Below are 25,564 nucleotides of genomic sequence, written 5' to 3'. Positions count from 1 at the left end.
GCCCTTGGTCAAGGTCAGAAGAAAGTACCGCACCACGACGCCCGGCGCGTGCCGAACAAGGTGTCCACGTGCGACACCGCGGCGTCGTCGAGGACTTCGACGCGGCCGGTGTCGGCCAGGGCCGAGGCACGCCACGCTCCGAAGTAGAGCATCGCGAGCGAGGTGACGTCGAGACGCAGGGCGGGGGCGGCGTCGGTGCGCTCGGCGCCGTCGGGGCTGATGCGGTAGCGGCCGTCGTTGGCGGGCAGCAGCGGGTCGGTCACTTCGAGCACGACCGGTTCGCCGGGGCCGTAGGTGCGGGCGGCGAGTGCGGCGGACGCGTCGATCACGCGCAGCCAGGTCTCGTCCTCGACGCCCTTGACCTTCACGGCGCGCGGGTCGGTGAAGAGCAGCTCGACGGGTTCGTCGAGCGGGCGGGCGATCACGGAGATGTCGTCGACGAGGTCCACCGACAGCAGGAACCGCCACAGCCCGGCGAAGGCGGCGGGGTTGGTGTAGTGGAACTCGAACACGGTGAGTTTCTGCCGGTCGGCGTCGCCGCGTTCGACGTGGTAGACGAGGTAGCCGTCGACGCCGTCCGGGCCGCGGTGCACGGCGGTTTCGACGGGGCTGTCGGAGCGGCGGGCCTGGTTCTCGTTCATGGGCCAGTAGTGCGCGGGCCGCGTGATCATGCCGGGGCGGACGGTGCCGGTGGCGCCGTAGAGGTCGGGCCAGTGCAGCACGGCCTGGTCGAGGCCGAAGACGGTGATCTCGCCGCCGGCCGGTGCTTCCGGGCGCAGCCGCGCGTGGTGGCGGTCGACCACGAGATTGCGGCTGAGGGTCGAGACGCCGTAGCCGTAGCGGCCGTAGATCGCGCCTTCGGTGGCGTGCAGGGACGCCAGCACGACACCGCGCTCGGCGAAGTCCTGCAGCTGCGCGGTCTGCAGCGCGCTGAGCACACCGCGGCGGGTGCGGCCGGCGCGGACGCCGACACCGGTGACGGCCGCGAGCGGCACGCGCGCGCCGCCGGGGAGGAGCACCTCGTGGTCGGCGGCGCGCACGGTGCCGATCAGCTCGGGGTCGAACGCGGCGAACACGCGTGACTCCTGCAGCGCCTTGCTGATCCGTTCCCACTCCTCGTCGCTGCCGGCCTTGACGTGCAGCGCGCCCCGGAACAGGTTCCAGGCGGCGCGCTGCTCGTCGGCGGAGGACAGGAGCCGTACGGTGTGGTCGCTCATGCCGGGGATCATCCTGCGGCCCGCCGGGTGCGGGCCACTGATTTACCCGGCGTCACGGTGCACACCCGGTCACTGGGCGGCGGGCGGCGAGACCTCGTAGTTGCCGTCGCTGCCCTTGACGGTGATCGGGACCTGCTGCGGCTTGCCGTTGATGGTCGCGGTGCACTCGAACTTGGCGCCGTCCTCGACCTTCTGCTCGGCCGGGCAGGTGACGCCGCTGACGCCTTCGATCTTGTAGGTGTCGGTCAGCAGCTTCGCGACGTCGGTCTGCATCTGGGTGTTGTTGAAGACCTCGGTCTTGAAGAAGCCGGGGGCGACGAACCCGAGGATCGCGACCACGGCCACCACGACGATGAGCGCGCCGATGCCGATGAACAGGCCGCGCTTGGACTTCGGCTCGTCACCGGGGTCGCCGACGGTCTGGGTGACGGCGGTGGCCTGGCCGTAGTCGTACTGGTTGCCGGCGGGCTGGCCGTAGGGCTGCTGGGCCTGCGGGCCGGTCTGCGGCTGGCCGTACAGCGGCTGCTGCTGCGGGCCGCTCTGCGGGTACCCGCCGCCGGGCTGCCCGTACTGCTGGGGCGGCTGCTGCCGGTTCGGGTCGTACGGCTGGCCGTACTGCTGAGGCGGCGGCTGCTGGCCCCACTGAGGCTGCTGCGGCGCTTGGGGCTGCTGCGGCGGCTGCTGGGGGTAGCCGCCGGGCTGCTGGCCGTATTGGGGCTGCTGCTGGGGCTGGACCCACTGCGTCGGCTGCGAGTCGTAGGGCTGCTGGGGCTGCTGGCCGTACTGCTGCGGGTTGTAGGGCTGCTGTTGCTGCTCCTGCGGCCCGCTCGGCGGGTAGGCGCCGCCCGGCTGTTGCCCGTATTGCGGCTGCTGCCCGTACTGGGGCTGCTGCTGCGGGTCGTTGCCGCCATACGGCGTGCTCATCGTTCGCCTCCGCCTTGATTGCCTGGGGCAGCGCCCTCCTGGTGAGGGGTCGCTGCCCACGGTGTCGAGCGCGATCCAACCACAGGTCCGGGCCGAGCACACGCGTCCACGCGCACCCTGTCCGAGCGGTAACCTCGGCCTGCCCGCGAACGCCCTGTGGCCGAGACCTGTGGTTCAGGCAAAACAGTCACGCCCCGCCGGCCGCGACGACGCCGCGGCGCAGGGCACGCACGGCTTCCGCGGCGGCGGCGCCGACCGGGTCGGCTTTGCCGAGGACGTCACGGATCTGGTCGAGCAGGTCGATCACCTGGCGTGACCAGCGGACGAAGTCGCCGGCGGACAGTTCCTGGCCGTTGGTCTCGGCGGCGGTGAGGACCTTCTCGAGCGATTCGCCGCGGGCCCACCGGTAGACCGGCCACGCGAAGCCGGCGTCGGGTTCGCGGGTGCGGTCGAGGTGGTGGCGGCGTTCGTCCTCGGTGAGGTCGACCCACAGCTTCGTGGTCTCTTCCCAGGCATTGGGCACGGAGCCGCCGGGCAGGCGCGGCTCCCCCGCCGTGTCGCGGCGGGCCTCGAACACGAGCGTGGAGACGACGGCGGCGAGCTCGGCCGCGCCGAGGCCTTCCCACACGCCGTGACGGATGCACTCGGCGGCGAGCAGGTCGGACTCGCTGTAGAGGCGGGCGAGGCGGTGGCCGTGTTCGGTGACGCGGTCCTCGCCGGTGCCGGGGCCGAGGTAGCCGCGTTCGCCGAGCAGCGCGAGGATCCGGTCGAACGCGCGGGCGAGGGAGTGGGTGGTGGCGGCGACCTTGCGTTCCAGCTGCTCGGTCTCGGTCTGCAGGCGCTGGTAGCGCTCGACCCAGCGCAGGTTGGCCTCGCGTTCGGCCAGCCCGTGGCAGGGGTGGGCGCGCAGGGCGCGCTGCAGGGCGTTGAGCTCGGCGTCGTCGCCCTGGCTGGTGCGGCGGCGCTGACGCCCGGGCAGCGAGATGCCGGAGTCGCGCAGGGCCGAGGCGATGTCGCGGCGGATCTTGGGCGACCGCAGCTCGACGTGCTTGGGCAGGCGGATGCGGCCGAGCGGCTCGACCGGGGCCGGGAAGTCGGCGACCGACAGCGGCCCGGACCAGCGGTCCTCGGTGACGACCACGGGCCGCGGCTCGCGAATCGGGTCCAGCCCCGGGTCGACGACCACGGCCAGGCCCGCGCGGCGCCCGGCGGGCACGGCGATCACGTCGCCCTTGCGCAGCTTCTCCAGCGACTCCGCGGTGCCGGCGCGGCGGGTGGCGGTGTTCTGCCGGGACAGCGTTTTCTCGCGGGCGGAGATCTTGGCGCGCAGCTCGACGTATTCGAGCATCTCGTCGAACTCGCCGGTGACGGCCTTCGCGTAGCCCTTGAGGGCTTCCTTGTTGCGCTCGATGCGCCGGGCGGTGCCGACCACGGACCGGTCGGCCTGGAACTGGGCGAACGACTGTTCGAGCAGCTCACGGGCGGAGTCGGCGCCGACCTGGGCGACGAGGTTCACGGCCATGTTGTAGCCGGGCCGGAACGACGAGCGCAGCGGATAGGTGCGCGTGGAGGCGAGGCCGGCGACCTGCTTGGGGTCCACGCCGGGCTGCCACGCGACCACGGCGTGGCCCTCGACGTCGATGCCGCGGCGCCCGGCGCGGCCGGTGAGCTGCGTGTATTCGCCGGGGGTGAGGTCGACGTGGGCTTCGCCGTTGTACTTGACCAGCCGCTCGAGGACCACGGTGCGGGCGGGCATGTTGATGCCGAGCGCGAGGGTCTCGGTGGCGAACACGGCCTTCACCAGGCCGCGCAGGAACAGTTCCTCGACGGTTTCCTTGAACGCGGGCAGCAGGCCCGCGTGGTGGCCGGCGAAGCCGCGTTCGAGCGCTTCGCGCCACTCCCAGTAGCCGAGCACGCTCAGGTCGCCCTCGGGCAGGTCGGCGGTGCGCTCGGCGACGATGCGGCGGATCTCCTCCACCTGTTCGGGTCCGTTGAGCCGCAGGCCGGAGCGCACGCACTGGGCGACGGCGGCGTCGCAGCCAGCGCGGGAGAAGATGAACACGATCGCGGGCAGCAGCCCGGCCGCGTCGAGGCGTTCGACGACCTCGACGCGCGAGGGCGGGCGGAAGCGTTGCGGGCGGGGCGCGCCGCGGCGTCCTCCGCGGTTGCCGCGCAGCGACGCGGGGGCGAAGCGGCCGAGCTCTTCGGCACGGCGCAGCAGGCCGGGGTTGATGCTCAGCTCGGCGTTGGGGTCGGCTTCGTCCTGGCCGGCGAACAGGTCCATCAGGCGGTTGCCGATGAGCATGTGCTGCCACAGCGGCACGGGCCGGTGCTCGTCGACGACGACGGTGGTGTCGCCGCGGACCTCGACGAGCCATTCGCCGAACTCCTCGGCGTTGCTCACGGTGGCCGACAGCCCGACGACGCGGACGTGTTCGGGCAGGTGGAGGATCACTTCCTCCCAGACGGCGCCGCGGAAGCGGTCGGCGAGGTAGTGGACCTCGTCCATCACGACGTAGCCGAGCTCGGGGATGGCGGAGCTGCCGGCGTAGAGCATGTTGCGCAGGACCTCGGTGGTCATCACGACCACCTGCGCGTTGCCGTTGATGGAGGTGTCGCCGGTGAGCAGGCCGACGGCGTCGCTGCCGTAGCGGGCGACGAGATCGGCGTACTTCTGGTTGGACAGTGCCTTGATGGGCGTGGTGTAGAAGCATTTACGGCCTTCGGCGAGCGCCAGGTGCACGGCGAACTCGCCGACCACGGTCTTGCCGGCGCCGGTGGGCGCGCACACGAGCACGCCGTGGCCGTCTTCGAGTGCCTCGCAGCCGCGGACCTGGAAGTCGTCGAACTCGAACGACACCTCGCCGGCGAAACGCGTCAGCTGGGGGTACTTGCCGCGGCGGCGTGAGACCGCATAGGCCTCGGCCGGGGAAGGTGAAGGGCTAGTGGCCACCCCGTCAGGGTTCCACACGGCACCGACAGTCCGCACGCGGCGTGCCGACCGGGGTGTGGCCGTGGGGTTACGGGGCGACGACGGTGAGCGCGCCGGGCACGCAGGTGGCGGTGACGGGGGTCGTGCCTTGGGATTCGCCGTCGGCGTAGGCGGGCCAGCCCGGTGCTGTGCCGGTTTCGCTGCCCGTTTCGATGCTCAGCTTCCGGGTGCGGAGGGTGCGGACGGCGGGGTGGTCGAGGTGGGCGCCGGTACGCAGGCCGGGCAGCAGGCGCAGCAGTTGCAGGCGGCCGGCGGCGCCGATCACGGTGACGTCGAAGAGCCCGTCGTCCGGGGTGGCCCGGGGGCAGATGGGGACGCCGCCGCCGTAGTAGGGGGTGTTGCCGACGGCGACGAGGGTGGCGTCGAGCTCGACGGTGCCTTCGTCGGTGTGGAGGGTGACGGGGCGGGGGCGGAAGGCGGCGAGTTCGGCGAGGATCGCGACGTCGTAGCGGCGGGGTCCCGACGGCCGGCGGAGGCGGTTGGCGCGGGCGTTGACGGCGGCGTCGAAGCCGGAGCACAGGACGGTGGCGAACCAGGCGCCGGCCGCCGTGCCGCCGTCGATGCGGCCGAGGTCGAGGCGGCGGCGGGTGCCGGCGCGCAGGGCTTCGGCGAGGGTGTCGGCGGAGGCGAGGGCGTCGGGTGGGGTGCCGAGGGCGCGGGCGAAGTCGTTGCCGGTGCCGCAGGGGACGAGGCCGAGGGCGACGTCGTGCTCGGCGCAGAACTGCACGCCTTGGTGGGCGGCGCCGTCGCCGCCGAGGACGATGAGCACGTCGAGGCCGTCGGCGTGGGCCGACCGCATGAGGGCACGGGATTCGTCGACGCTGGTGGCGACGAGGACGTCCAGCCGGTCCACGGCGGGGCGCAGCCGCTCGGCCACGGTGTCCGCGATCCGGGCGGCCGCTCCGTGGCCGGAGGCCGGGTGGACGGCGAGTGCCGCGTTGAGCCCCATCCGCTGGGGTCTAGGTGATGTCGTCGGTCGAGTGGCCGCGCGGCGCGGTCGCGGGCTCGTCTTCCTCGACGGTGCTGGGCGTGTAGTCGAACGGCGCGGCTTCGTCGTCGTCGAGCTTGTCCCAGCCCTCGTCTTCGCGGATCTTGTCGCGCTTGCGGTCGTGGAAACGCGTGATCTGGATGGCGATCTCGAACAGCACGGTGAGTGCGGCGGCGAGGCCGAGCATCGAGAACGGGTCCGACCCGGGGGTCGCGAACGCGGCGAACACGAACAGCGCGAACAGGATGCCGCGGCGCCAGCGCCGCAGCTGCTGGTATTTCACGACGCCCACGAGGTTGAGCATCACCACGATGAGCGGGAGCTCGAAACTGACGCCGAAGATGATCAGCAGCGACAAGATGAACGAGATGTACTTGTCGGCCGTCAGTGCGGTGACGAACTGATCCTGGCCGAAGCCGGCGAGCAGGGCCAGCGCGTGCGGCACGAGGAAGTAGGCCAGCACGGCGCCCGCGGCGAACAGCAACGATGCGAAGCCTACGAAGGTGAGCGCGTACTTGCGCTCCTTCGAGTACAGACCGGGGGCGATGAAGGCCCAGAACTGGTACAGCCAGAACGGCGAGAGGAGCACAGCGCCCGCGGCGACGCCGACCTTCAGGCGGACCATGAAGATCTCGAACGGCTGTGTGGCCAGCAGCCGGCAGCCGGTCTGGTCGCCACCCAGCCGCTGCGAGGCCGGGATGGCGCAGTACGGCCCGTTCATGATCTGGCCGAGCGACGGGATCGGACCGAGGTGCTGTTCGAACCAGATCCAGCCGAAGATGCCGCCGATGACGATGAACAGCAGGGCGAACCCGAGCCGGCGCCGGAACTCGTAGACGTGCTCGATGAGCGTCATCGTGCCGTCGGGGTTTTTCCGGCGGCTGCGGCGGCCTCGCTTGGTGCGGCCCGCGCCTGTGCCGTTGGCGGCTTCCGCCACTGGTCGTTCCGTTCTCGTCGTAGCCCGCCGGAGCGCGCTGGGTGTTCAGCGCGCTCCGCGGACCGGGGACCGGGTGGTGTGGTCGGGCCTCAGCTGGCGTTCTTCTGCGGCTGCTCGGTGGCGGCCTGCTGCTTCTTCAGCTCGTCGAGCTGGCGCTGGAGGTCGGCGACCTGCTGGTCCTGGGCCGGGGCGGTGGCCTGCGGGAGCTGGCGGGTCTCGACCTGCTCGGCCTCGTCCTTCTGCTCGCCCGTGAGGTCCTTGGTCTCGGCCTTGAAGATCTTCATGGACTTGCCGATGGAGCGGGCGGCGTCCGGAAGCCTCTTGGCCCCGAACAGCAGAACCACGACGAGCACCAGGATGATGATGTGCCACGGCTGCAGCGCGTTCATGGCGGTGGCCTCCTTGTTTCTTTAGTCGTTGCCGATGTTACTGGTTTCCGGTGCGTCGCGGCGCTGCGCCACGGCCACGCGAAGTGCTGCGGACCGGGCGCGGAGCAGTCCCGTCCGGTCCTGGGTGTTCGTAGCCACCATGCTCAGGGTGCGGCGGAACTGGCGCAAGACTCTGATCGTCCGTACTGCCAGGAGGATCAAGACGAGCAGGCCCGCCGCGAGCACTACGTAAGTGGGCAGGTACGACACGTGGGTTACCTTAACGGCCGTAGGTTGACGGTAGGTGACGGGATCGGGCCACGGCGTCGGCCGCTCGCCGTCGAACCGCGTCAGCCAGTGTGACAGGGCTCTCCACCTGCGCGTCTCCGGCCAATCCGAGGACCAAACGGACCATCCAGGACTCGTCCGCATAGCGCATCCGGATGCGGAGCCGGCCACCGTCGAGCTCCGCGAGCTCTTCGCACGGGTAGTACTCCGCGACCCAGCGCGCGTCGGGGTCGAGCACGAGCTCGGCCTCGCACTGGTCGGGCCGCGCGGAGAACACGCCGTCGGAGAGGTCGGTGGGCCGCGCGTGGGCCGGGGGCGCGGCGGGTTCGTCGAGCACGGTCAGCTCGTCGATGCGGTCGAGCCGGAACAGCCGCACGTCCTCGACGCGGCGGCACCAGGCTTCGAGGTAGCCGACGGCCTGCACGATGAGCAGCCGCATCGGGTCCACGGTGCGTTCGGTCATCTGGTCCTTGGACGCGGTGTAGTAGCGCATCCGCAGCGCGCGTCCGGCCTGCAGCGCGGCCGCGACCTCCTCACGGGTCTTCGCGGCGCGCTTGCCCTCGCGCACACCGCCGCCGACCACGACACCGGCCGGCTGGGCCTGGCCCGCGGCGGCTTCGATCTTGGCGATGGAGCGGCGCACGGCGTCGCCGTCGACCACGCCGGGGGTGTCGGCGAGCGCGCGCAGGGCCACGAGCAGGGCGGTGGCCTCGCTGCCGGTGAGGCGCAGGGGGCGGCTCATGCCGGCGTCGTGGGTGACGACGATGGTGTCGCCTTCGAACGACAGGTCGATGAGGTCACCGGGGCCGTAGCCGGGCAGGCCGCACATCCACAGGAGCTCGAGGTCCTTGCGCAGCTGGCGCGGGGTGACGTCGAAGTCGTGGGCGGCCTCGTCGATGCGCACGCCCGGGCGGGCGAGCAGGTAGGGCACGAGCGCGAGCAGGCGCGGCATGCGTTCGGTGGAGCCGCTCATCGGCCGCTCCCCTGCTCGGCGCGGGCGAGGACGGCTTCGAGGCGGTGCTGCACGGATTTGGCGAGCACGTCGGGTTCGAGCACGAGCACGTCGGGTCCCTGTGCGGCGATCCAGTCGGCGGCCGACTCGGGGAAGAACAGGCCGATCTCGATGAGGTCGCCTTCCTCGCCGTCGATCGTGTCGCGGCCGACGACCTCGCCGCGGCGGCGCACGCCCGCGGCGCGCCCGTCGGCGACCCACAGGCGGGCGGTGGTGACGGGGCTGGCTTCTTCGCTGCCGCCGGTGACGGACACGAGCTGCAGCAGGTTCACGCCCTCGGGCCTGACCACCGCGCCCGGTTCGCCGATCGGGGTGACTTTGCCGGTGACGCGGGAGAGCCGGAAGCAGCGGGTCGCGCCGCGGTCGCGGTCGTGCCCGACCACGTACCAGCGGGCGCGCCAGGACACGACGCCCCACGGTTCGAGCTCGCGCATGCGGCGTTCCGGGGATCCGCTGCGGCGGTATTCGAAGCGCACGGCCTGGCCGCTCTGCACGGCGGCGAGCAGCGGCCCGAACGCCGGTTCGGCCCGCACGCGGGGTTCGATCACGGTGGGTGCCTGGTCGTCGACCTCGACGCCGGCGGCGCGCAGCTTCACGAGCGCGCCCTGGGCCTGCCCGGTCAGCTCGGGCGAGTCCCACAGGCGCACGGCGAGGCCGACGGCGGCCGCTTCGTCCGGGGCCAGGTCGATCTCGCCGAGCTCGTAGTCGCGGCGGGCGATGCGGTAGCCCTCGACGGGGTCGAAGGCGGAGTTGCGGCCGGTCTCCAGCGGGATGCCGAGCTCGCGCAGCTCCGTTTTGTCGCGTTCGAACGTGCGGAAGAAGGCCTCGTCGCTGGCCGCGTCGGCGTACCCGGGGACGATGCCGCGGATCCGCTCGGCGGTGAGGTACTGCCGGGTGGACAGCAGGGCGAGCACGAGGTTGACCAGCCGTTCGGCGCGTGCGGTGGACACCCGTACAACCCTAGCTCGCCTCGTCCGCCCCGATCGTGAGGTTCCCCGAACGCGTCGCGGCCCTAGCCTGGAACCATGGCTGAACGTGTACTGATGGTGACCGGAGCGTCGCGCGGGATCGGGGCGGCGACGGCCAGGCGGGCGGTCGCGGCGGGGTTCCGGGTGGCGCTCGTGGCCCGGAAAGCCGAGGCCCTGGCCCCGCTCGTGGCCGAGTTCGGCGAGGAAAACGCGCTGGCGCTGGCCGCGGACGTCACCGACTGGCCGAGCGTGTCGGGCGCGGTCGAGGCGACGCTGGCGCGGTTTTCGCGGCTGGACGCGGCTTTCGCGAATGCCGGGATCGGCATGGGCGTGTCGTTCTTCGGCGACGGTGGCGCGGAGCCGGAAGAGTGGCGGGAACTGGTGCTGACGAACGTCTACGGTCCGGCGCTCACGGCGCGTGCCGTGCTGCCGGCGTTGGCGGGCACGAGCGGTCATCTCGTGCTGACGGGTTCGGTCGCCGGCCGCTATCCGCGCAAGGGGAGCCTGTATTCGGCGACGAAGTGGGCGGTGAGCGGGCTGGCGGCGGGGATCCGGGAGGAAGCCGTGGGCACGGGGGTGCGGGTGACGCTGGTGCAGCCCGGCATCACCGACACCGACATCCTCACCGACGAGCAGCGGCGCAAGCCGAAGCTCGAGGCCGACGACGTCGCCCGCGCGGTGCTCTACGCGCTGGAGCAGCCGCCGACGGTGGACGTCAACGAGATCATGGTGCGCCCGACCGGCCAGGTCCTCTAACGCTCCAGCCGCGCGACGCGGCCCCCGGTCCCGCTGGCCCAGCAGGCGCCGAGGGGCGTGCAGTCGACCGTGTCGAAGCTGCCGGTGTCGAACCGGGCCCAGTGGCGGCCGCCGTCGGGGCTGAGGTCGCTGCCGCCGGGGCCGACGGCGATCACCGACCCGCCGAGCCACGCGAGCCCGGAGCGGTAGCCCGCCGGGTACTGCGCCGGCGTGCGCCAGGTGCGGCCGCTGTCACCGCTGAGGGCGACGGCCGGGCCGGGGGCGGCGGGGTTCGCGAAGTCGCCGCCGATCGCGACGCCTTGCCACGGCGTGCGGAACGCGAGCGCGAACACGCCGGCCGACGCGCTGCTGGGCAGCGGGGTGTCGGCGACGGTCCAGTGGTGCCCGGCGTCGCCGCTGTGCAGCACGCGGGCGCGGGCGCCGCCGCCCATCGCGAGCCACGCGTCGAACGGCCCGGAGGTGGCCACGCACTGCCCGCTTGCCGCGAAGCCCGCTTCGCCGGGCAGGGCGGGCGGGAACGCGCTGTCGGGGATCTGCCGCCAGGTGCGGCCGCCGTCGGCGGTGGCCTGCACGCGGAACTTCCCGTCGACGGGGTCGCTCATCGCGAGGCCGCGCCACGGGTCGAAGAAGGCGAGGCAGTCGTAGAACGCGGCCGGATCGGAGTTGGTGAACGTCTGGCGCCAGTGCCGGCCGGCGTCGTCGGTGCGGTAGACCCGCGAGTCCCCTCCCGGGCCGATGGACAGCACCACGGCGTGATCGGCGTCGAAGGCTTCGATGTCACGGAACTCCAGCGTTTCCGTGCCGGGCGGCCCGACGGGGCTCCACGTGCGGCCGCCGTCCGTGGTGCGCAAGACGGTCCCCTGCGTGCCGCTGACCCACGCCACGCGCCCGCTGACGGCCGAAAGCCCCCGGAACTGCGCCGTGACCCCGGTCGGCGTCAACCGCCACGACGGGAGCCGCTGAGCCGCATCCGCCACCCCACCGGCCACCAGCGGCAGCACCGCGCCCAGCAGAACCACCAACGCCCGCACGACCCGCATGCGGCGATCTTGCCGCACCCGGACGGCGACTTTCGTCGGGAACGCCGACCGGTCCCCCGGCGAGCGGCGCTGTCCGGCCGCGTCCGCCGGAAATGCTCGAGGGCCGCCCCGCGTGGTGCGGGGCGGCCCTCGAGCGCTGCGGTCCTGGCCGCTTACAGCGAGCTGATCAGGCGTTCCACCCGCTCGTCGACCGAGCGGAACGGGTCCTTGCACAGCACGGTGCGCTGGGCCTGGTCGTTGAGCTTGAGGTGGACCCAGTCGACGGTGAAGTCGCGGCCCGCGGCCTGGGCGGCGGCGATGAAGTCGCCGCGCAGCTTCGCGCGGGTGGTCTGGGGCGGGGTGTCCTTGGCGGCCTCGATCTCGCCGTCGTCGGTGACGCGCTTGACCAGGCCCTTGCGCTGCAGCAGGTCGAAGATGCCCCGGCCGCGGCGGATGTCGTGGTAGGCGAGGTCGAGCTGGGCGATGCGGGGGCTGGAGAGGTCCAGGTCGTGCTTCGCGCGGTAGCGCTCGACCAGGCGGTGCTTGATGGCCCAGTCGATCTCGGTGTCGATCTTCGCGAAGTCCTGCTGCTCGACGGCCTCCAGCGCGCGGCCCCACAGCTCGACCACGCGCTCGTTGGCGGGGGTGGAGCCGTTTTCCTTGAGGTGCTGCACGGCGCGGGCGTGGTACTCGCGCTGGATGTCGAGCGCCGAGGCCTCGCGCCCGCCCGCCAGCCGCACCTGGCGCCGGCCGGTGAGGTCGTGGCTGATCTCGCGGATCGCCCGGATCGGGTTGTCGAGGGTGAAGTCGCGGAACTGCACCCCGGCCTCGATCATCTCGAGCACCAGGTTCGCCGACCCGATCTTGAGCATCGTGGTGGGCTCGGCCATGTTCGAGTCGCCCACGATCACGTGCAGGCGCCGGTAGCGCTCGGCGTCGGCGTGAGGCTCGTCGCGGGTGTTGATGATGGGCCGCGAGCGCGTGGTGGCGCTGGAGACGCCCTCCCAGATGTGCTCGGCGCGCTGCGAGAGGCAGTACACGGCGCCGCGCGGGGTCTGCAGGACCTTGCCCGCGCCGCAGATGAGCTGGCGGGTGACGAGGAACGGCAGCAGCACGTCGGCGATCCGGGAGAACTCGCCGGCGCGCGTCACGAGGTAGTTCTCGTGGCAGCCGTAAGAGTTGCCCGCGGAGTCGGTGTTGTTCTTGAACAGGAAGATGTCGCCGCCGATGCCCTCGTCGGCCAGCCGGCGCTCGGCGTCGACCAGCAGGTCCTCGAGGATCCGCTCACCGGCCTTGTCGTGCGTGACCAGCTGCGTGAGGTCGTCGCACTCGGCCGTCGCGTACTCGGGGTGCGAGCCCACGTCGAGGTAGAGCCGGGAGCCGTTGGACAGGAAGACGTTCGACGAGCGTCCCCAGGACACGACCCGCCGGAAGAGATACCGCGCGACCTCGTCGGGCGAGAGCCTGCGCTGACCGTGGAAGGTGCACGTGACCCCGAACTCGGTCTCGATGCCAAAGATCCGCCGCTGCATCCCACCAGAGTAGGCGCTGCACCCCCTTGAGCGGTGCGCCGTTCGGGCGGCGACACGCGGTCGGTACGTTGCGGGTGGTGAGAAATCGCGCGAATCCGGCTACGGCGCAGCGCGGCCCACGCCGCACGGAGAAGAGGTCGACGACGGTGTTGCACCAGCTCAGCCGCCCGTTCCGGAAGGTGGGGCGCACCGATCGGGCCCTGATCCGCCGGAGCGCGGCGCTGCCGAAGACCCGGGCCGACGATGTTCTCGGCTGGCTTTCGAAATCCGCGAACAAGTCGCGTCTGTGGTGGGTCGTGGCCGCCGCGCTGGCCTCCCGCAAGGGTGCGACGCGCCGGGGAGCGCTGCGGGGGATGGTCGCGATCGCCGGGGCGAGCGCGGCCGCGAACCTGCTCGGCAAGCCGCTGTTCCCCCGGCGGCGCCCGGCCGAGGACGAGGTGCCCGAGCACCGGCGGCTGCGCAAGCGGCCCACGTCGTCGTCGTTCCCGTCGGGCCACGCGGCCTCCGCGGCCGCGTTCACCACGGCGGTCGCGATGGAGTCGCCGAAGGCCGGGCTCGTCGTCGCTCCGCTGGCGGGAGCGGTCGCGTACTCGCGGGTGCACACCGGGGTCCACTGGCCCAGCGACGTCGGCGCGGGCTTGGTGATCGGCGTCGGGGTCGCCGCGCTGACCCGGCACTGGTGGCCGTTGCACCCCGACGTACCCGGCCGCACCGCGCACACGGCCCAAGCGCCGGAGATGCGCGACGGCGAGGACATGCTGGCCCTGGTCAACCCGCACTCCGGCGTCGACGGCCAGGACCCGACCGAGGACGTGCGTTACGCCTGGCCCAAGGCGACGCTGCTCTACCCGGACCCGAGCCGGGACCTGCGTGAACAGCTCGCGGCCGAGATCGACGCCCGCGGCGGCTCCGTGCGCGCTCTCGGCGTCGCGGGTGGCGACGGCACGGTCGCCGCGGTCGCGTCCGTGGCCGCCGAACGCGGCCTGCCGCTCGCGCTCATCCCCGCGGGCACGCTCAACCACTTCGCGCGCGACGTCGGCGTGCGGTCCATGCCCGACGCCGACGCGGCCACCGAAGCCGGCAACGCCGTCGGCATCGACCTCGGCGAGGTCGAGGTCCACGGCGCGGGCGAGCCCGAGCACCGCTGGTTCGTGAACACCGCGAGCCTCGGCGGCTACCCCGAGATGGTGCGGCTGCGCGAGAAGCTGCAGCAGAAGCACCCGAAGTGGCCTTCGGCCGCGCTCGCGCTCGCCCGGGTGCTGCGCCGCGCGAAGCCGCTGCCGATCCTGCTCAACGACGAGCCCGCCGAGGTCTGGCTGATCTTCGTCGGCAACGGCACCTACTCCCCCAAGGGCTTCGCGCCGTCGCGGCGCCCGGCGCTGGACACCGGCCTGCTCGACGTGCGCTACCTGCGGGCCGACCTGCCCTACTCCCGCGCCCGGTTCCTGCTCGCGATGGTGACCAACAGCCTCAACGCCAGCCACGTCTACCAGCAACTGGACCTGCCGGAGCTGCGCGTGAAACTCCTCGACGGCAACCGCCGCGTCGCCACCGACGGCGAGGTCGGGCCGCTCGGCAACGAGTTCACCTTCCGCTCCCGCCCGAGCGCCCTGACGATCTACCGCAACCCCGACAACCGGGCTTGACCTGCGCTTTACCCGCTCACAGCGAATCCACAGCGGCTCGTCCCTAGCGTGATCACGTCAGGTGCGGGCGACCCTGCCCGCTTCCGTTCACGGCGGGGACTTTCGTGCGCTTTTCCTTTCGCGGTGCCGCGCGCCCGGCGGTGCGGCCGTGATGCCGCAGGCCGCCGTCGACCCGGTGCTGCCGTCCGACATCACGGCGCAGGCGCGTGACCTCGGTCCGCTCGAGTCACCGGTGATCTGGCTGACCGCCGCCGGCGCGGCCGTCGCCGTGCTCGCCGTGACCATCGCGCTCTGGCACCACCGGCGCGCCCGCCGCTGGGGAACCGGCGGCACCGTGGTGCTCCTCCTCCTCGCGGCCGTGACCGCGGTGAACAGCTACGTCGGCTACGTCCGCACCCCCGACGACCTCGGCCGGCTCTTCGAACGCGGCTCCGGCGCGGCCGACGCCGTGGGGATGCTGCTCGACGACGGCGCCGACGAACCCGACGCGCCCACCGATTCCACCGATTCCTCCGCCCAGCACCGTCCCGCGGTCGTCAACAGCGGGCAGCGCATCGACGTGCTCAGCCTCCCCGACCCCGCCGACGCCGTGCCCTCGGGCGAGAACTACGTGATCCTGCCGCCCGGCTACGACGACCCGGCCAACGCGGGCCACCGCTACCCCGTCGTCTACCTCATCCACGGCTACCCCTACGGCGGCCCACGCGACTGGCTCACCTCCGGCGCCGCCCCGGACGCCCTGCGCGACCTCGAAGCCGACCACGTGATCGCCCCGATGATCGTGGTCAGCGTCGACCTCACCGCCGGCGTGCCCAGCAAGGACTGGGAAGGCCTCGACGTCCCCGGCGGGCCGCAGCTGGAGACCTACCTCGCGAAAACCGTCGTCGCCGGCGTCGACCACCACTACCGGACCCTGGCCGACCGCCGCCACCGTGCCCTCGGCGGCATGTCCGGCGGCGGGTTCGCCGCCCTCAACACCGGCCTGCACCACCTCGACGAGTTCGCCACCCTCGTCATCGCCCTGCCCTACGACGACCTCAACGACTCCATCGGCATCCTCGACGGCCACCCCGGGGCCATCGCCGCCAACACGCCACGCCGCTACCTGCCGACGATGACGTTCACCGCACCGATCTCCGTCCTCCTCGCCGCCGGCACCGGCGCACCCACCGACGTCGCCACCGCCCGCCGCATCGCCGAAGCGCTGCACCGCCGCGGCCAGGAAGCCGTCGTCCACACCGAACACGGCTTCAACCACACCTGGCACACCGCCCGCGCGACCCTGCCCTACCTCCTGGCCTTCGCCGACCAGAACTTCCGCAGCCCCACACCGACGTCCTGAACCGGCCGTCCAAAGCCGGACCGGCAAAAGCACGACCGGCACAAGCACAGTGGGCCGCCCGGAAACCCGGACGGCCCACTCGCACAACGCGTGTCACTCCTTGGCGGAGTCACCACCCGAGTCACCCTCGGCCGGCTTCTCGGCCTCGTCCTTCGCCGGCGGTTCGGGCAGCAACGCCTCCAGCGCCGCCCCCGTCAACCGCCGGAACGCCCGCCGCGGCCGCGCCCGGTCCAGCACCGCCACCTCGAGCTTGATCTGGTCCGGCGGCGTCGCCCCGTTGCCGTTGCCCGACGCCGCGACCGTCGCCCGCAGGCCCTCGATCGCCGTCGCCAGCGCCGTCGCCAGATCGTGCTCCGGGTCCACAGTGTCCTTCAGCTTCGTGCTGATCGGCTCCGTCTGACCACCCATCACCACGAACGGCGACTCGTCGAAGATCGAGCCATCGTAGGTCAGCCGGTACAGCTGGTCCTCCGACTGGTTCGCCCCGACCTCGGCGACACACACCTCCACCTCGAACGGCTTCAGCTGCTCGGTGAAGATGCTGCCCAGCGTCGCCGCGTAGGCGTTCGCCAGCGCCCGCGCGCTCACGTCACGCCGGTCGTACTGGTAGCCCTTCAGATCCGCGTGCCGGATCCCCGCCACCCGCAGGTTCTCGAACTCCGAGTACCGGCCCACCGCGGCGAACCCGATGCGGTCGTAGATCTCCGACACCTTGTGCAACGTCGCCGACGGGTTCTCCGCCACGAACAGCACCCCGCCGGAGTACTTCAGCACCACCACGCTCCGGCCGCGCGCGATGCCCTTGCGCGCCAGCTCGGAACGCTCCCGCATCAGCTGCTCGGGAGAGGCATACAACGGCATCGTCACGGTGTCGGCTCCACGTTCTCCGGTGTACCGGCGGTAGAAGGTTCAGCGTTCGGGAAAGTCACCGGCGATCAGCTCGGCCGGTGGTGCGTGCGCTCGGCGCGGCCGGCCACCACGGCCTCCGCCACCGCCGCCGTCTGCTCCGACGGCAGCTGCACCGCACCGGTCTCGGCGGTGATCGTCACGACGCTCGGGAAAATGCGCCGCACCAGGTCCGGCCCACCACTCGCGGTGTCGTCGTCCGCCGCGTCGTACAACGCCTCCACGGCCGCCCGCACCGCGGCGTCCACATCCGCGTCAGGGTCGTACAGCTTCTTCAGCGCCGACTTCGCGAACAGCGAACCCGAACCGACACCCGCGTACCCGGCGTTCTCCTCGTACCGCCCACCGGCGGCGTCGTACGAGATGATCCGGCCGGCGCGCTTCGCGTCCTCGGCCTCCAGGTCGTAGCCCACGAACAACGGCACCACGGCCAGGCCCGCCATCGCCATGTCCAGGTTGGCCTTCACCATCCCGGCCAGCTTGTTCGTCTTGCCGTCCAGCGACAGCGACACACCCTCGATCTTCTCGTAGTGCGCCAGCTCCACCGCGTACAACCGGACCATCTCCACGGCCAGGCCCGCGGTCCCCGCGATCCCCACCGCCGAATACTCGTCCGTGACGTGCACCTTCTCGATGTCCCGGCTCGCGATCAAGTTCCCCGACGTCGCCCGCCGGTCACCCGCGATCAGCACACCCCCGGCGAACGTCAGCGCCACGATCGTCGTCCCGTGCGGCACCGCCAGCTCACCCGCCCCGGACGACGGCACCCGCCGCGCCGGCAACAGCTCAGGCGCCTGCGCCCGCACGAAGTCCGCGAACGACGACGAAGCCGGCGAGAAATACGAAGCGGGCAGGCCGGGTCCCGAAAAACCCGCCCGAGGGAAGGTGTTGTCCATACGTGCTCTTGGTTCCCATCTGTATCGGCTGAAGAAACAACGCTGAGGCCGCGTGCCGAAGCCACGCTGTGGCGAACTCTGCCGCGCAGTATGTCGCTCCGCACCGCCGCCGGCTCGGTGGACACTCCTTCGACGACGCTCCCGGTACGACACCGCGTGCAACGGCACGCCAACCGACAACCGCCCCCGGAAACCCGAGGGCGGCTACCGGCCGCGAACGACTACTCGCCGCCCTTCTGCACGTAGGCGCGAACGAAGTCCTCGGCGTTCTCCTCCAGCACGTCGTCGATCTCGTCGAGGATCGTGTCGACGTCCTCGCCGAGCTTCTCGCGCCGCTCCTGGCCCGCCGCTCCGGTGGCTTCGAACTCCTCGTCGGAGTCCCCACCGCCGTGCTTCTCGATCTTCTCCTGCGCCATATCGCCTCCCGGTGTGGCCGATGATTCCTAGCCTACCCAGCAGCCCCGACATTCGGGGCAACGCCGCGGTCCCGATCAGCCCCGTGCCGATCCGGACTAGTCCGAACCGGTGATCGCCTCGACCAGCTCCTCGGCCGTCGCCGCCGCGTCCAGCAACTTCCCGACGTGCGCCTTCGTGCCCCGCAGCGGCTCCAGCGTCGGGATCCGCACCAGCGACTCCTTGCCCACGTCGAAGATGACCGAATCCCACGACGCGGCCGCGATCGACGTCGCGTACTTCTCCAAGGCCCGGCCCCGGAAATACGCCCGGGTGTCCGACGGCGGAGTCGTGATCGCCGCCTGGACCTCCTCCTCCGTGACCAGCCGCTTCATCGAACCCCGCGTGACCAGCCGGTTGTACAGGCCCTTCGCCAGCCGCACGTCCGAGTACTGCAGGTCCACCAGCCGCAACCGCGGCGCACCCCACGCCAGCTGGTCCCGCTCCCGGTACCCCTCCAGCAACCGCAGCTTCGCCGGCCAGTCCAGCCGGTCCGCGCACTCCTGCGGATCCCGCGCCAGCGCGTCCAGCACCTCGCCCCAGACCCGCAGGACCTCCTTCGACGCCTCGTCCGCACCCGTGCGCTCGAGGTTCGCCGACGCGACTTCGTGGTAGGCGAACTGCAGGTCCAGCCCCGAGAACTTCTTCCCGTTCGCCAGCTCGACCTTCACCTTCAACGTCGGGTCGTGGCTGATCTTGTGCACCGCCCGCACCGGCTCGTCCAGCTTCAGCTCGTCGAACCGGATCCCCGACTCGATGAGATCCAGGATCAGCGCCGTCGTGCCCACCTTCAGGTAGGTCGAGTACTCCGACAGGTTCGCGTCACCGATGATCACGTGCAGCCGCCGGTACTTGTCCGCGTCCGCGTGCGGCTCGTCGCGCGTGTTGATGATCCCGCGCTTGAGCGTCGTCTCCAGGCCGACCTCGACCTCGATGTAGTCCGACCGCTGCGACAGCTGGAACCCGGCCTCTTCACTCTGCTGGCCGATCCCGACCCGGCCCGACCCCGTCACCACCTGCCGCGACACGAAAAACGGCGTCAGCCCGGCGATGATCGCGGTGAACGGCGTCGACCGCGAACACAGGTAGTTCTCGTGCGTGCCGTAGCTCGCACCCTTGCCGTCCACGTTGTTCTTGTACAGCTGCAACGGCGGCTGACCCGGCACCGACGCCGCCTTCAGCGCCGCCTCCTCCATCACCCGCTCGCCGGCCTTGTCCCAGATCACCGCGTCCCGCGCGTTCGTGACCTCGGGCGCCGAGTACTCCGGGTGCGCGTGGTCCACATACAGGCGCGCACCGTTCGTCAGGATGACGTTCGCCGCCCCCAGGTCCTCCACGTCCGGGTCGTGCCCCGGCCCACCAGGACCCGTCAGGTCGAAGCCCCGCGCGTCGCGCAACGGCGACTCCACCTCGTAGTCCCACCGGGCCCGCCGGGCCCGCGGAATGTCAGCAGCCGCCGCGTAGGCGAGCACGACCTGAGTCGAGGTGAGCACCGGGTTCGCCGTGGCGTCCCCGGGCACGGCGATGCCGTACTCGACTTCGGTTCCCATGATCCGACGCATACCCGACACCCTACGGGGTAAGGCCGTGCGACGATGCCCCCATGCCAGGCAGTGACGAACTCGTTGCCCTCTATGACCGTGCCGGCCACGTCGTGGGCCAGGCACCCCGCTCCCGTGTCCGCGCCGAAGGCCTGTGGCACGCCGCCGGCGTGGTGCTCGTCCGTTCGGGCGACGGCCAGTCCGTGTACGTCCACCTCCGCACCGCGGACAAGGACATCTTCCCGTCCACCTGGGACTGCTGGGCCGGCGGAGTCGTCGCCGCGGGCGAAACCCCCGCCGACTGCGCCCGCCGCGAGCTCGCCGAAGAGCTCGGCGTCCACGGAGTGGAACCGGAACCCCTGTTCACCAAGATCTACGACCAGGGCACTGTCCACTGCCACAACTTCGCCTACGAAGTCCGCTGGGACGGCCCCATCCGACACCAGGCCGAAGAGATCGTCGAAGGCCGCTGGCTTCCCCTGACCGAACTGCGCGCCTGGGTCGACGACCCCGAAAGCCCCTTCATCCCCGACGGCCGCGAAGGCGTCCAGGAATGGTTCCGCCGCTACGGCTGAGCAACCAGCTTCGCCACGACCCTCGGCAGTAACCGCTTCGCCGCGTCCGCCGCCCGCGCCGGCGTGCTCGCCGCCACGCTCAACGCCGACACCAGCTCACCCTTCGCCAGCAGCACCGTGCAGGTCGACCCGTCGCACCACGCCCGCTGCTGCGAAACACCCGACTGCGGCGGAATGGCGAGCACCTGACCGGCACAGTCCGCACCGGACACCACCTCCGCGCCCGACCCACCCGCGTACGCCGTGACCTCGTGCGTGATCCCCGAACCACTCGGGTACACCCAGCTCGCCGAGCGCCGCTCCCCCTGAGCCAGCCCCGACAGGCACCCCGACGCCTTGCCCGGCCCCGGAGCCACGCCCTCCTCCGCAACGTCCTCATCGGACAGCAACGCGGCCGAAGCCGCCGCAGCGGCCAGGATCCGGGGATCGGGCGAGGGAGACGCGGGAGTGCTCGGCGGCGCGGCAGGCGGCGGAGTCACCGGCGCGGACGACGTCGCGTCACTCGTCGGCGTCGGATCGTCGTAGTACGTCTCGAGGTTGTTGGGCCGGTTGCCACACGCGGTCGTGAGCCCTACGAGCGCGACCGCCGCCACCGCGAGCACCTGCCGATGACGCACCTGCCGCCCCTCCGGAAGATCCGAGAACCGCGGCCCACCCACGGGCCCGCGCTGCAGCGAGGGTAGTGCAGGCCCTCAGTCCCACCCGAGGTGGGACCGGTGCCGCCAGTACTCCTCCGGCGCCTCGGCCAGACCCGCCAGCTCGGCCACCTGGTCCGCGGTCAGCGAAACCCGCGGGGCGGCCAGGTTCGACGCCAGCTGCGCCGTGCTCGACGGACCCACCAGAGCCGCCGAAACCCAGTCGTTCGCCAGCACCGCGGCCACCGCGACCGCGTCCGCACCCACGCCGTGCGCGGCAGCGATGCGCGCGAGGGACTCCGGCGCCTCCACGACCAGACGACCGTTGGCCAGCGTCTCCTTGACCAGCACCCGTTTCCCCGCCGCATCGGCCTCCGCCAGCGCCTCACCGACCGACGGCTCCAGGACGTTCCAAGTGGACTGCACCGACGAGAACACCGGCCGCCCCGCCGCTTCCAGCTCGAACGCCCGCCGCACGGCGTCGGCCTGCGCCGGCCCGGATGTCGAGAACCCGACCTCGACGCCCTGGTCGGCCAATCCCGCCAGCGCGTCGATCAGCGCCGCGTCGGAGAACAGCGGACTGTCCACAGTGAGCGAATGCACCTGGTACAGGTTCACGTGGTCGCCCAGCAACGCCCGCGTCTCGGCCCACTGCTCGGCGAACCGCGCGGCCGAGTGCTCCTTCACCTCGTGCACGGGCGCGTCGAGCCGCCACTCGCCGACGTAGCGGTAGCCCCACTTGCTCGACACCGTCACGTCCGTGTGGCCGGTCTCCGCGAGCCAGCTCGCGAGGAAGTCCTCCGCCAGCCCGTAGGACCGCGCGACGTCGACCCAGCGCACTCCCGCCGCGTAGGCCGCGTCGAGCACCTCGTGGGTCGCGGCGCGCATCGCCGGCACGTCCCGCGTCCCCGGCAGCTCCCGGCCCAGGTTGATGTACGCGGGCCGGCCGAGAGCGGCGAGCCCGACCGCGATGCGCTCCATTCGGTGTCCTTGTCTGTGCTGTTTCTCGGGTGGTGAGTGAAATGCGTTGCCGGCCGCGGATCTTTTCGACCGCAGGCCAGCTGTATAGGTCGTTATACAGTTTGTTTGTGCCGGAGGATGGCCAGCCATTGTCCGGAGTTCTGGGCTTGTCGGTGGAGTTTTTCCAGGCGGGCGGCGGGTGCCCGCACGTAGCCTTTGCCGAAGACGGGGGCGATCTGGCGGAGGCTGGCGCCCTCCTCTCGGGCGGCGAGCAGGGCCCAGTCGGACGCGTCGGCGCAGGCGGCGGACGCGCGGCGCAGCTCTCCCAGCAGGTCGATGAGGTCGTTGGCGTTCAGCTCCCCCGCCTGGACGGCGGCCGCGGTCGTCTCCAGCCAGGTGAGGACGTCGGCTTCGGTGATCGGGGCGCGCGGGCGCGGGGTGTCGTCGGTGCTCACAGCCGGGAAGTATAGGGCGTTATACACCGAACTTCAGTGACATGACCGAAAACCGCTGGCCTCGCGGCGTGGCGGGCCCGTTGACTGGCCCCCGGGAGTCAGTCGATCAGGAGGGTCATGACCGGGCGGTTCGGTATCGGTGCGCGATTCGTCGCGCTGGCGGTGGTGTGGGGCGCGAGTTTCCTCTTCATCAAGGTGGGCCTCCAGGGCCTCTCCCCCGCTCAAGTCGCGCTGGCGCGCGTCGGCTTCGGCGCGCTGGCGCTCGCCGTGGTCCTGGCTGTGCGGCGCCGGCCCCTCCCCCGTGATCCCGCGCTGTGGGGCCATCTCGCGGTGGTGTCGGTGCTGCTGTGCGCCGCACCGTTCCTGCTCTTCTCCTGGGCCGAGCAGTACATCTCCTCCGGCCTGGCCAGCATCTTCAACGCGACGACGCCGTTGCTGACGATGGTGTTCGCCGCGGCGGCGCTGCCCGCGGAGCGCCTGACCGCGCCACGCGTGGCGGGGCTGCTGCTCGGGTTCGCCGGCGTGCTGACGCTCGTCGGCGTGTGGCAGGGCGTGGACCTCTCGCACGAGCTCACGGCTCAGCTGGCCTGCCTGGGCGCCACGACGTGCTACGGCGCGGCTTTCGTGTACCTGCGCCGGTTCGTGTCCCCGAAGGGCGCCGATCCCGTGGTCGTTGCTTTCGGGCAGGTCGGGTTCGCCACGGTGCTGCTCCTGGTGCTGGCGCCCGTGGTGGCGAGCCAGCCGATGCACCTGAGCGCCGCCGTGGTGGTCAGCATGCTCGCGCTCGGCGTGCTGGGAACGGGGATCGCGTACGTGTGGAACACACGCGTAGTAGCGGCCTGGGGCGCCGCCCACGCTTCGTCGGTGACTTACCTCACACCGGTGGTGGGAGTGGCGCTCGGCGTGCTCGTGCTGAACGAACCCGTGCACTGGAACGAACCCGTCGGTGCGCTCCTCGTCGTGCTCGGAATCCTCGCCTCACACGGGAAACTCGCACGTCGGGCGGTGCGGGTTTCAGACGAGAACGTGGGGCCACCGGCGAACCGGTAGCCCCACGTTCCGAATCGAATCCCTTACAGGTACTGACCCGTGTTCGTGGCGGTGTCGATCGCCCGCCCCGAGTCCTGGTTCTTGCCGGTGACGAGCGTGCGGATGTAGACGATCCGCTCGCCCTTCTTGCCGGAGATCCGGGCCCAGTCGTCCGGGTTCGTGGTGTTCGGCAGGTCCTCGTTCTCCGCGAACTCGTCGACGATCGCGTCCAGCAGGTGCTGCACGCGCAAGCCGGGCTGCTGAGTCTCCAGCACCGACTTGATGGCCGACTTCTTCGCCCGGTCCACGATGTTCTGGATCATCGCGCCCGAGTTGAAGTCGCGGAAGTACAGGACTTCCTTGTCCCCGTTGGCGTAGGTCACCTCGAGGAACCGGTTTTCGTCGCTCTCCTCGTACATGCGCTCGACGGTGTGCTGGATCATCGCGTCGAACGTGGCCTTCTGGTCCCCGCCGAACTCCGCCAGGTCGTCGGCGTGGATCGGCAGGCCTTCGGCCAGGTACTTGGAGAAGATGTCCTTCGCGCCTTCGGCGTCCGGACGCTCGATCTTGATCTTCACGTCGAGCCGGCCCGGCCGCAGGATCGCCGGGTCGATCATGTCCTCACGGTTGGAGGCGCCGATGACGATGACGTTCTCCAGCCCTTCCACACCGTCGATCTCCGACAGCAGCTGCGGCACGATCGTGGTCTCCACGTCGGAGGACACGCCCGAGCCACGGGTGCGGAAGATGGAGTCCATCTCGTCGAAGAACACGATGACGGGAGTGCCCTCGGAGGCCTTCTCCCGAGCCCGCTGGAAGATCAGGCGGATGGACCGCTCGGTCTCGCCGACGAACTTGTTGAGCAGCTCGGGACCCTTGATGTTCAGGAAGTAGGACTTCCCGTCCGCCTTGTCGCCCCGCGCCTGCGCGACCTTCTTGGCCAGGGAGTTGGCCACCGCCTTGGCGATGAGCGTCTTCCCGCAGCCCGGAGGCCCGTAGAGCAGCACGCCCTTCGGCGGCCGCAGCTGGTACTCCTGGTAGAGATCGGCGTGCAGGAACGGCAGCTCCACCGCGTCGCGGATCTGCTCGATCTGCCTGCTCAGGCCACCGATGTCCTCGTAGCGGACGTCGGGCACCTCCTCCAGCACCAGGTCCTCGACCTCGGCCTTCGGCACGCGCTCGTACGCGTACCCGACCTTCGAGTCGACGAGCAGCGAGTCGCCCGGCTTGAGCGGCTGCTCGGCCAGCGGTTCGGAGAGCAGGACGACCCGCTCCTCGTCCGCGTGCCCCACCACGAGAGCGCGGGGAATGCCGCCCTCGTCCTCGGGTGCGAGCACCTCACGCAGTGCGCACACCTCACCGGTGCGCTCGAAATCGCCGCCTTCGACGACGGTGAGTGCCTCGTTGAGACGCAGCGCCTGACCACGGCGCAGCGACGAGATCTCCACGGCCGGCGACACCGAGACCCGCATCTTGCGGCCCGCGGTGAAGACGTCCACCGTGTTGTCCTCGTACGAGGTGACGAAGACCCCGTAGCCGCTCGGCGGCTGGGCCAGCCTGTCGACCTCTTCGCGGAGGGCGAGCAGCTGACCACGCGCCTCGCGCAGGGTCTCGACCAGTTTCGTGTTGCGCTCGGTGAGCTGGCTCACCCGTTCGGACGCCTCGGCGAGGCGCTGTTCGAGAACTCGGTTCTGCCGCGGCGAATCGGTGAGTTTGCGACGCAAGAGCGCCACTTCCTCCTCGAGAAAACGGATCTGCCGGGCTTGTTGTTCCGCCGTAAGCCCAGCTCCGCCTGTTGCTGAAGGGTCGGCCTCCTCGCGCCGACCTCCGGGAAGGTCATGATGCATCGGGCACCTCCTCGGAGTGCTTTTCATTCCACGGTACCGGCGATCACCGACAAGAAAAGGCCTTTCCGCATCACAAGATCGGCGCGTCGCGATTTCCGTACCCGCTCAGCACGGTCGTCACGGATGCGCAAGCGGCCGATTCGGTGCCCGGACACCGGAGGCCGTCACGCCGTGTTCCACCAGGCGAAAGCGAGCACGGGGCAGGTACCCCGGGGACCCCGCCACCAACCCTCGTTTCGCCGGATTCCGGCCTGAGCGCACGGATCCCGGGCGGCCTG

At 71.3% G+C, this 25,564-nt stretch carries 24 protein-coding genes; 5 read left to right on the top strand and 19 right to left on the bottom strand.

The window, feature by feature from the left end:
* Window positions 1–14: 14 nt before the first annotated feature.
* The 9 genes from ACFY1H_RS08355 to ACFY1H_RS08315 form a co-directional block, all read right to left on the bottom strand.
* Window positions 15–1,217 (bottom strand): GNAT family N-acetyltransferase, encoded by a 1,203-nt coding sequence (locus ACFY1H_RS08355; protein ID WP_366576144.1) that lies wholly within the window; start codon window positions 1,215–1,217, stop codon window positions 15–17.
* A 69-nt stretch (window positions 1,218–1,286) separates the two neighbouring features.
* Entirely contained in the window at window positions 1,287–2,141 is an 855-nt protein-coding gene (locus ACFY1H_RS08350) for a DUF4333 domain-containing protein (RefSeq protein ID WP_366576146.1), read from the bottom strand.
* Between the two features lie 187 nt (window positions 2,142–2,328).
* A complete protein-coding gene (locus tag ACFY1H_RS08345) occupies window positions 2,329–5,094 on the bottom strand; it encodes a DEAD/DEAH box helicase (RefSeq protein WP_386945474.1) in 2,766 nt (921 codons plus the stop codon).
* 67 nt (window positions 5,095–5,161) lie between these two features.
* Window positions 5,162–6,082: a YegS/Rv2252/BmrU family lipid kinase gene (locus ACFY1H_RS08340; protein ID WP_366576149.1), complete on the bottom strand. Its 921-nt coding sequence runs from the start codon at window positions 6,080–6,082 to the stop codon at window positions 5,162–5,164.
* A gap of 10 nt (window positions 6,083–6,092) precedes the next feature.
* A complete protein-coding gene (gene tatC / locus ACFY1H_RS08335; protein WP_366576151.1) occupies window positions 6,093–7,058 on the bottom strand; it encodes a twin-arginine translocase subunit TatC in 966 nt (321 codons plus the stop codon).
* Between the two features lie 89 nt (window positions 7,059–7,147).
* Window positions 7,148–7,447 carry a Sec-independent protein translocase subunit TatA gene (tatA, locus tag ACFY1H_RS08330; protein WP_386945471.1) on the bottom strand — a complete coding sequence of 100 codons (300 nt, stop codon included), beginning with the start codon at window positions 7,445–7,447 and terminating at the stop codon, window positions 7,148–7,150.
* 21 nt (window positions 7,448–7,468) lie between these two features.
* The gene (locus ACFY1H_RS08325) at window positions 7,469–7,696 is read right to left on the bottom strand and encodes a bacteriophage holin (RefSeq protein WP_285966923.1); all 228 of its coding nucleotides are present in this window, start codon (window positions 7,694–7,696) and stop codon (window positions 7,469–7,471) included.
* A gap of 10 nt (window positions 7,697–7,706) precedes the next feature.
* Window positions 7,707–8,687 carry a WYL domain-containing protein gene (locus tag ACFY1H_RS08320; protein ID WP_366576154.1) on the bottom strand — a complete coding sequence of 327 codons (981 nt, stop codon included), beginning with the start codon at window positions 8,685–8,687 and terminating at the stop codon, window positions 7,707–7,709.
* On the bottom strand, window positions 8,684–9,676 hold the full coding sequence (locus ACFY1H_RS08315) for a WYL domain-containing protein (protein WP_366576155.1): 993 nt from the start codon (window positions 9,674–9,676) through the stop codon (window positions 8,684–8,686). The genes ACFY1H_RS08320 and ACFY1H_RS08315 overlap by 4 nt, the downstream gene beginning before the upstream one ends.
* A gap of 75 nt (window positions 9,677–9,751) precedes the next feature.
* Here ACFY1H_RS08315 and ACFY1H_RS08310 point away from each other — a divergent pair, with 75 nt between their 5' ends.
* Entirely contained in the window at window positions 9,752–10,450 is a 699-nt protein-coding gene (locus ACFY1H_RS08310; RefSeq protein ID WP_386945468.1) for an SDR family oxidoreductase, read from the top strand.
* On the opposite strand, the gene ACFY1H_RS08305 is transcribed toward ACFY1H_RS08310, so the two are convergent.
* Both ACFY1H_RS08305 and pafA read right to left on the bottom strand, forming a co-directional pair.
* A complete protein-coding gene (locus ACFY1H_RS08305) occupies window positions 10,447–11,490 on the bottom strand; it encodes a WD40/YVTN/BNR-like repeat-containing protein (protein ID WP_386945466.1) in 1,044 nt (347 codons plus the stop codon). The genes ACFY1H_RS08310 and ACFY1H_RS08305 overlap by 4 nt on opposite strands.
* 152 nt (window positions 11,491–11,642) lie before the next feature.
* Complete coding sequence (pafA, locus tag ACFY1H_RS08300) at window positions 11,643–13,001, bottom strand: Pup--protein ligase (RefSeq protein WP_220240774.1); 1,359 nt, start codon at window positions 12,999–13,001, stop codon at window positions 11,643–11,645.
* A 146-nt stretch (window positions 13,002–13,147) separates the two neighbouring features.
* Between pafA and ACFY1H_RS08295 the strand changes: the two genes are divergently transcribed.
* On the top strand, window positions 13,148–14,647 hold the full coding sequence (locus ACFY1H_RS08295; protein WP_386945465.1) for a bifunctional phosphatase PAP2/diacylglycerol kinase family protein: 1,500 nt from the start codon (window positions 13,148–13,150) through the stop codon (window positions 14,645–14,647).
* A 151-nt stretch (window positions 14,648–14,798) separates the two neighbouring features.
* Window positions 14,799–15,989 (top strand): alpha/beta hydrolase, encoded by a 1,191-nt coding sequence (locus ACFY1H_RS08290; RefSeq protein ID WP_386945464.1) that lies wholly within the window; start codon window positions 14,799–14,801, stop codon window positions 15,987–15,989.
* A gap of 93 nt (window positions 15,990–16,082) precedes the next feature.
* Here the strand turns inward: ACFY1H_RS08290 and prcA are convergent, their stop codons facing one another.
* From prcA to dop, 4 genes are all read right to left on the bottom strand, one after another.
* Window positions 16,083–16,856, bottom strand: a complete 774-nt coding sequence (prcA, locus tag ACFY1H_RS08285; RefSeq protein ID WP_366576163.1) for a proteasome subunit alpha — start codon at window positions 16,854–16,856, stop codon at window positions 16,083–16,085.
* A gap of 68 nt (window positions 16,857–16,924) precedes the next feature.
* Window positions 16,925–17,791 (bottom strand): proteasome subunit beta, encoded by an 867-nt coding sequence (gene prcB, locus ACFY1H_RS08280; protein WP_364048730.1) that lies wholly within the window; start codon window positions 17,789–17,791, stop codon window positions 16,925–16,927.
* 221 nt (window positions 17,792–18,012) lie between these two features.
* Window positions 18,013–18,207: a ubiquitin-like protein Pup gene (locus ACFY1H_RS08275; protein ID WP_220240779.1), complete on the bottom strand. Its 195-nt coding sequence runs from the start codon at window positions 18,205–18,207 to the stop codon at window positions 18,013–18,015.
* Window positions 18,208–18,303: 96 nt separating this feature from the next.
* The gene (dop, locus tag ACFY1H_RS08270) at window positions 18,304–19,806 is read right to left on the bottom strand and encodes a depupylase/deamidase Dop (protein ID WP_366576166.1); all 1,503 of its coding nucleotides are present in this window, start codon (window positions 19,804–19,806) and stop codon (window positions 18,304–18,306) included.
* Window positions 19,807–19,847: 41 nt separating this feature from the next.
* On the opposite strand from dop, the gene ACFY1H_RS08265 reads away from it, so the two are divergent.
* Window positions 19,848–20,360: an NUDIX domain-containing protein gene (locus ACFY1H_RS08265; protein ID WP_386945461.1), complete on the top strand. Its 513-nt coding sequence runs from the start codon at window positions 19,848–19,850 to the stop codon at window positions 20,358–20,360.
* Here ACFY1H_RS08265 and ACFY1H_RS08260 read toward each other — a convergent pair.
* From ACFY1H_RS08260 to ACFY1H_RS08250, 3 genes are all read right to left on the bottom strand, one after another.
* Window positions 20,351–20,977, bottom strand: a complete 627-nt coding sequence (locus ACFY1H_RS08260; RefSeq protein ID WP_386945459.1) for a hypothetical protein — start codon at window positions 20,975–20,977, stop codon at window positions 20,351–20,353. The genes ACFY1H_RS08265 and ACFY1H_RS08260 overlap by 10 nt on opposite strands.
* Before the next feature lie 75 nt (window positions 20,978–21,052).
* Window positions 21,053–21,976 (bottom strand): aldo/keto reductase, encoded by a 924-nt coding sequence (locus ACFY1H_RS08255; protein WP_386945457.1) that lies wholly within the window; start codon window positions 21,974–21,976, stop codon window positions 21,053–21,055.
* A 92-nt stretch (window positions 21,977–22,068) separates the two neighbouring features.
* Complete coding sequence (locus tag ACFY1H_RS08250; RefSeq protein WP_220240784.1) at window positions 22,069–22,410, bottom strand: hypothetical protein; 342 nt, start codon at window positions 22,408–22,410, stop codon at window positions 22,069–22,071.
* A 117-nt stretch (window positions 22,411–22,527) separates the two neighbouring features.
* Between ACFY1H_RS08250 and ACFY1H_RS08245 the strand changes: the two genes are divergently transcribed.
* Entirely contained in the window at window positions 22,528–23,460 is a 933-nt protein-coding gene (locus ACFY1H_RS08245) for a DMT family transporter (protein WP_386945455.1), read from the top strand.
* Between the two features lie 23 nt (window positions 23,461–23,483).
* Here ACFY1H_RS08245 and arc read toward each other — a convergent pair whose 3' ends face one another.
* Complete coding sequence (arc, locus tag ACFY1H_RS08240; protein WP_366576175.1) at window positions 23,484–25,286, bottom strand: proteasome ATPase; 1,803 nt, start codon at window positions 25,284–25,286, stop codon at window positions 23,484–23,486.
* Between the last annotated feature and the right edge of the window lie 278 nt (window positions 25,287–25,564).

This window comes from Amycolatopsis sp. NPDC001319, assembly GCF_042896185.1.
In the GTDB taxonomy this organism is placed as follows: domain Bacteria; phylum Actinomycetota; class Actinomycetes; order Mycobacteriales; family Pseudonocardiaceae; genus Amycolatopsis.
This window is presented reverse-complemented; position numbering and strand designations above follow the sequence as displayed.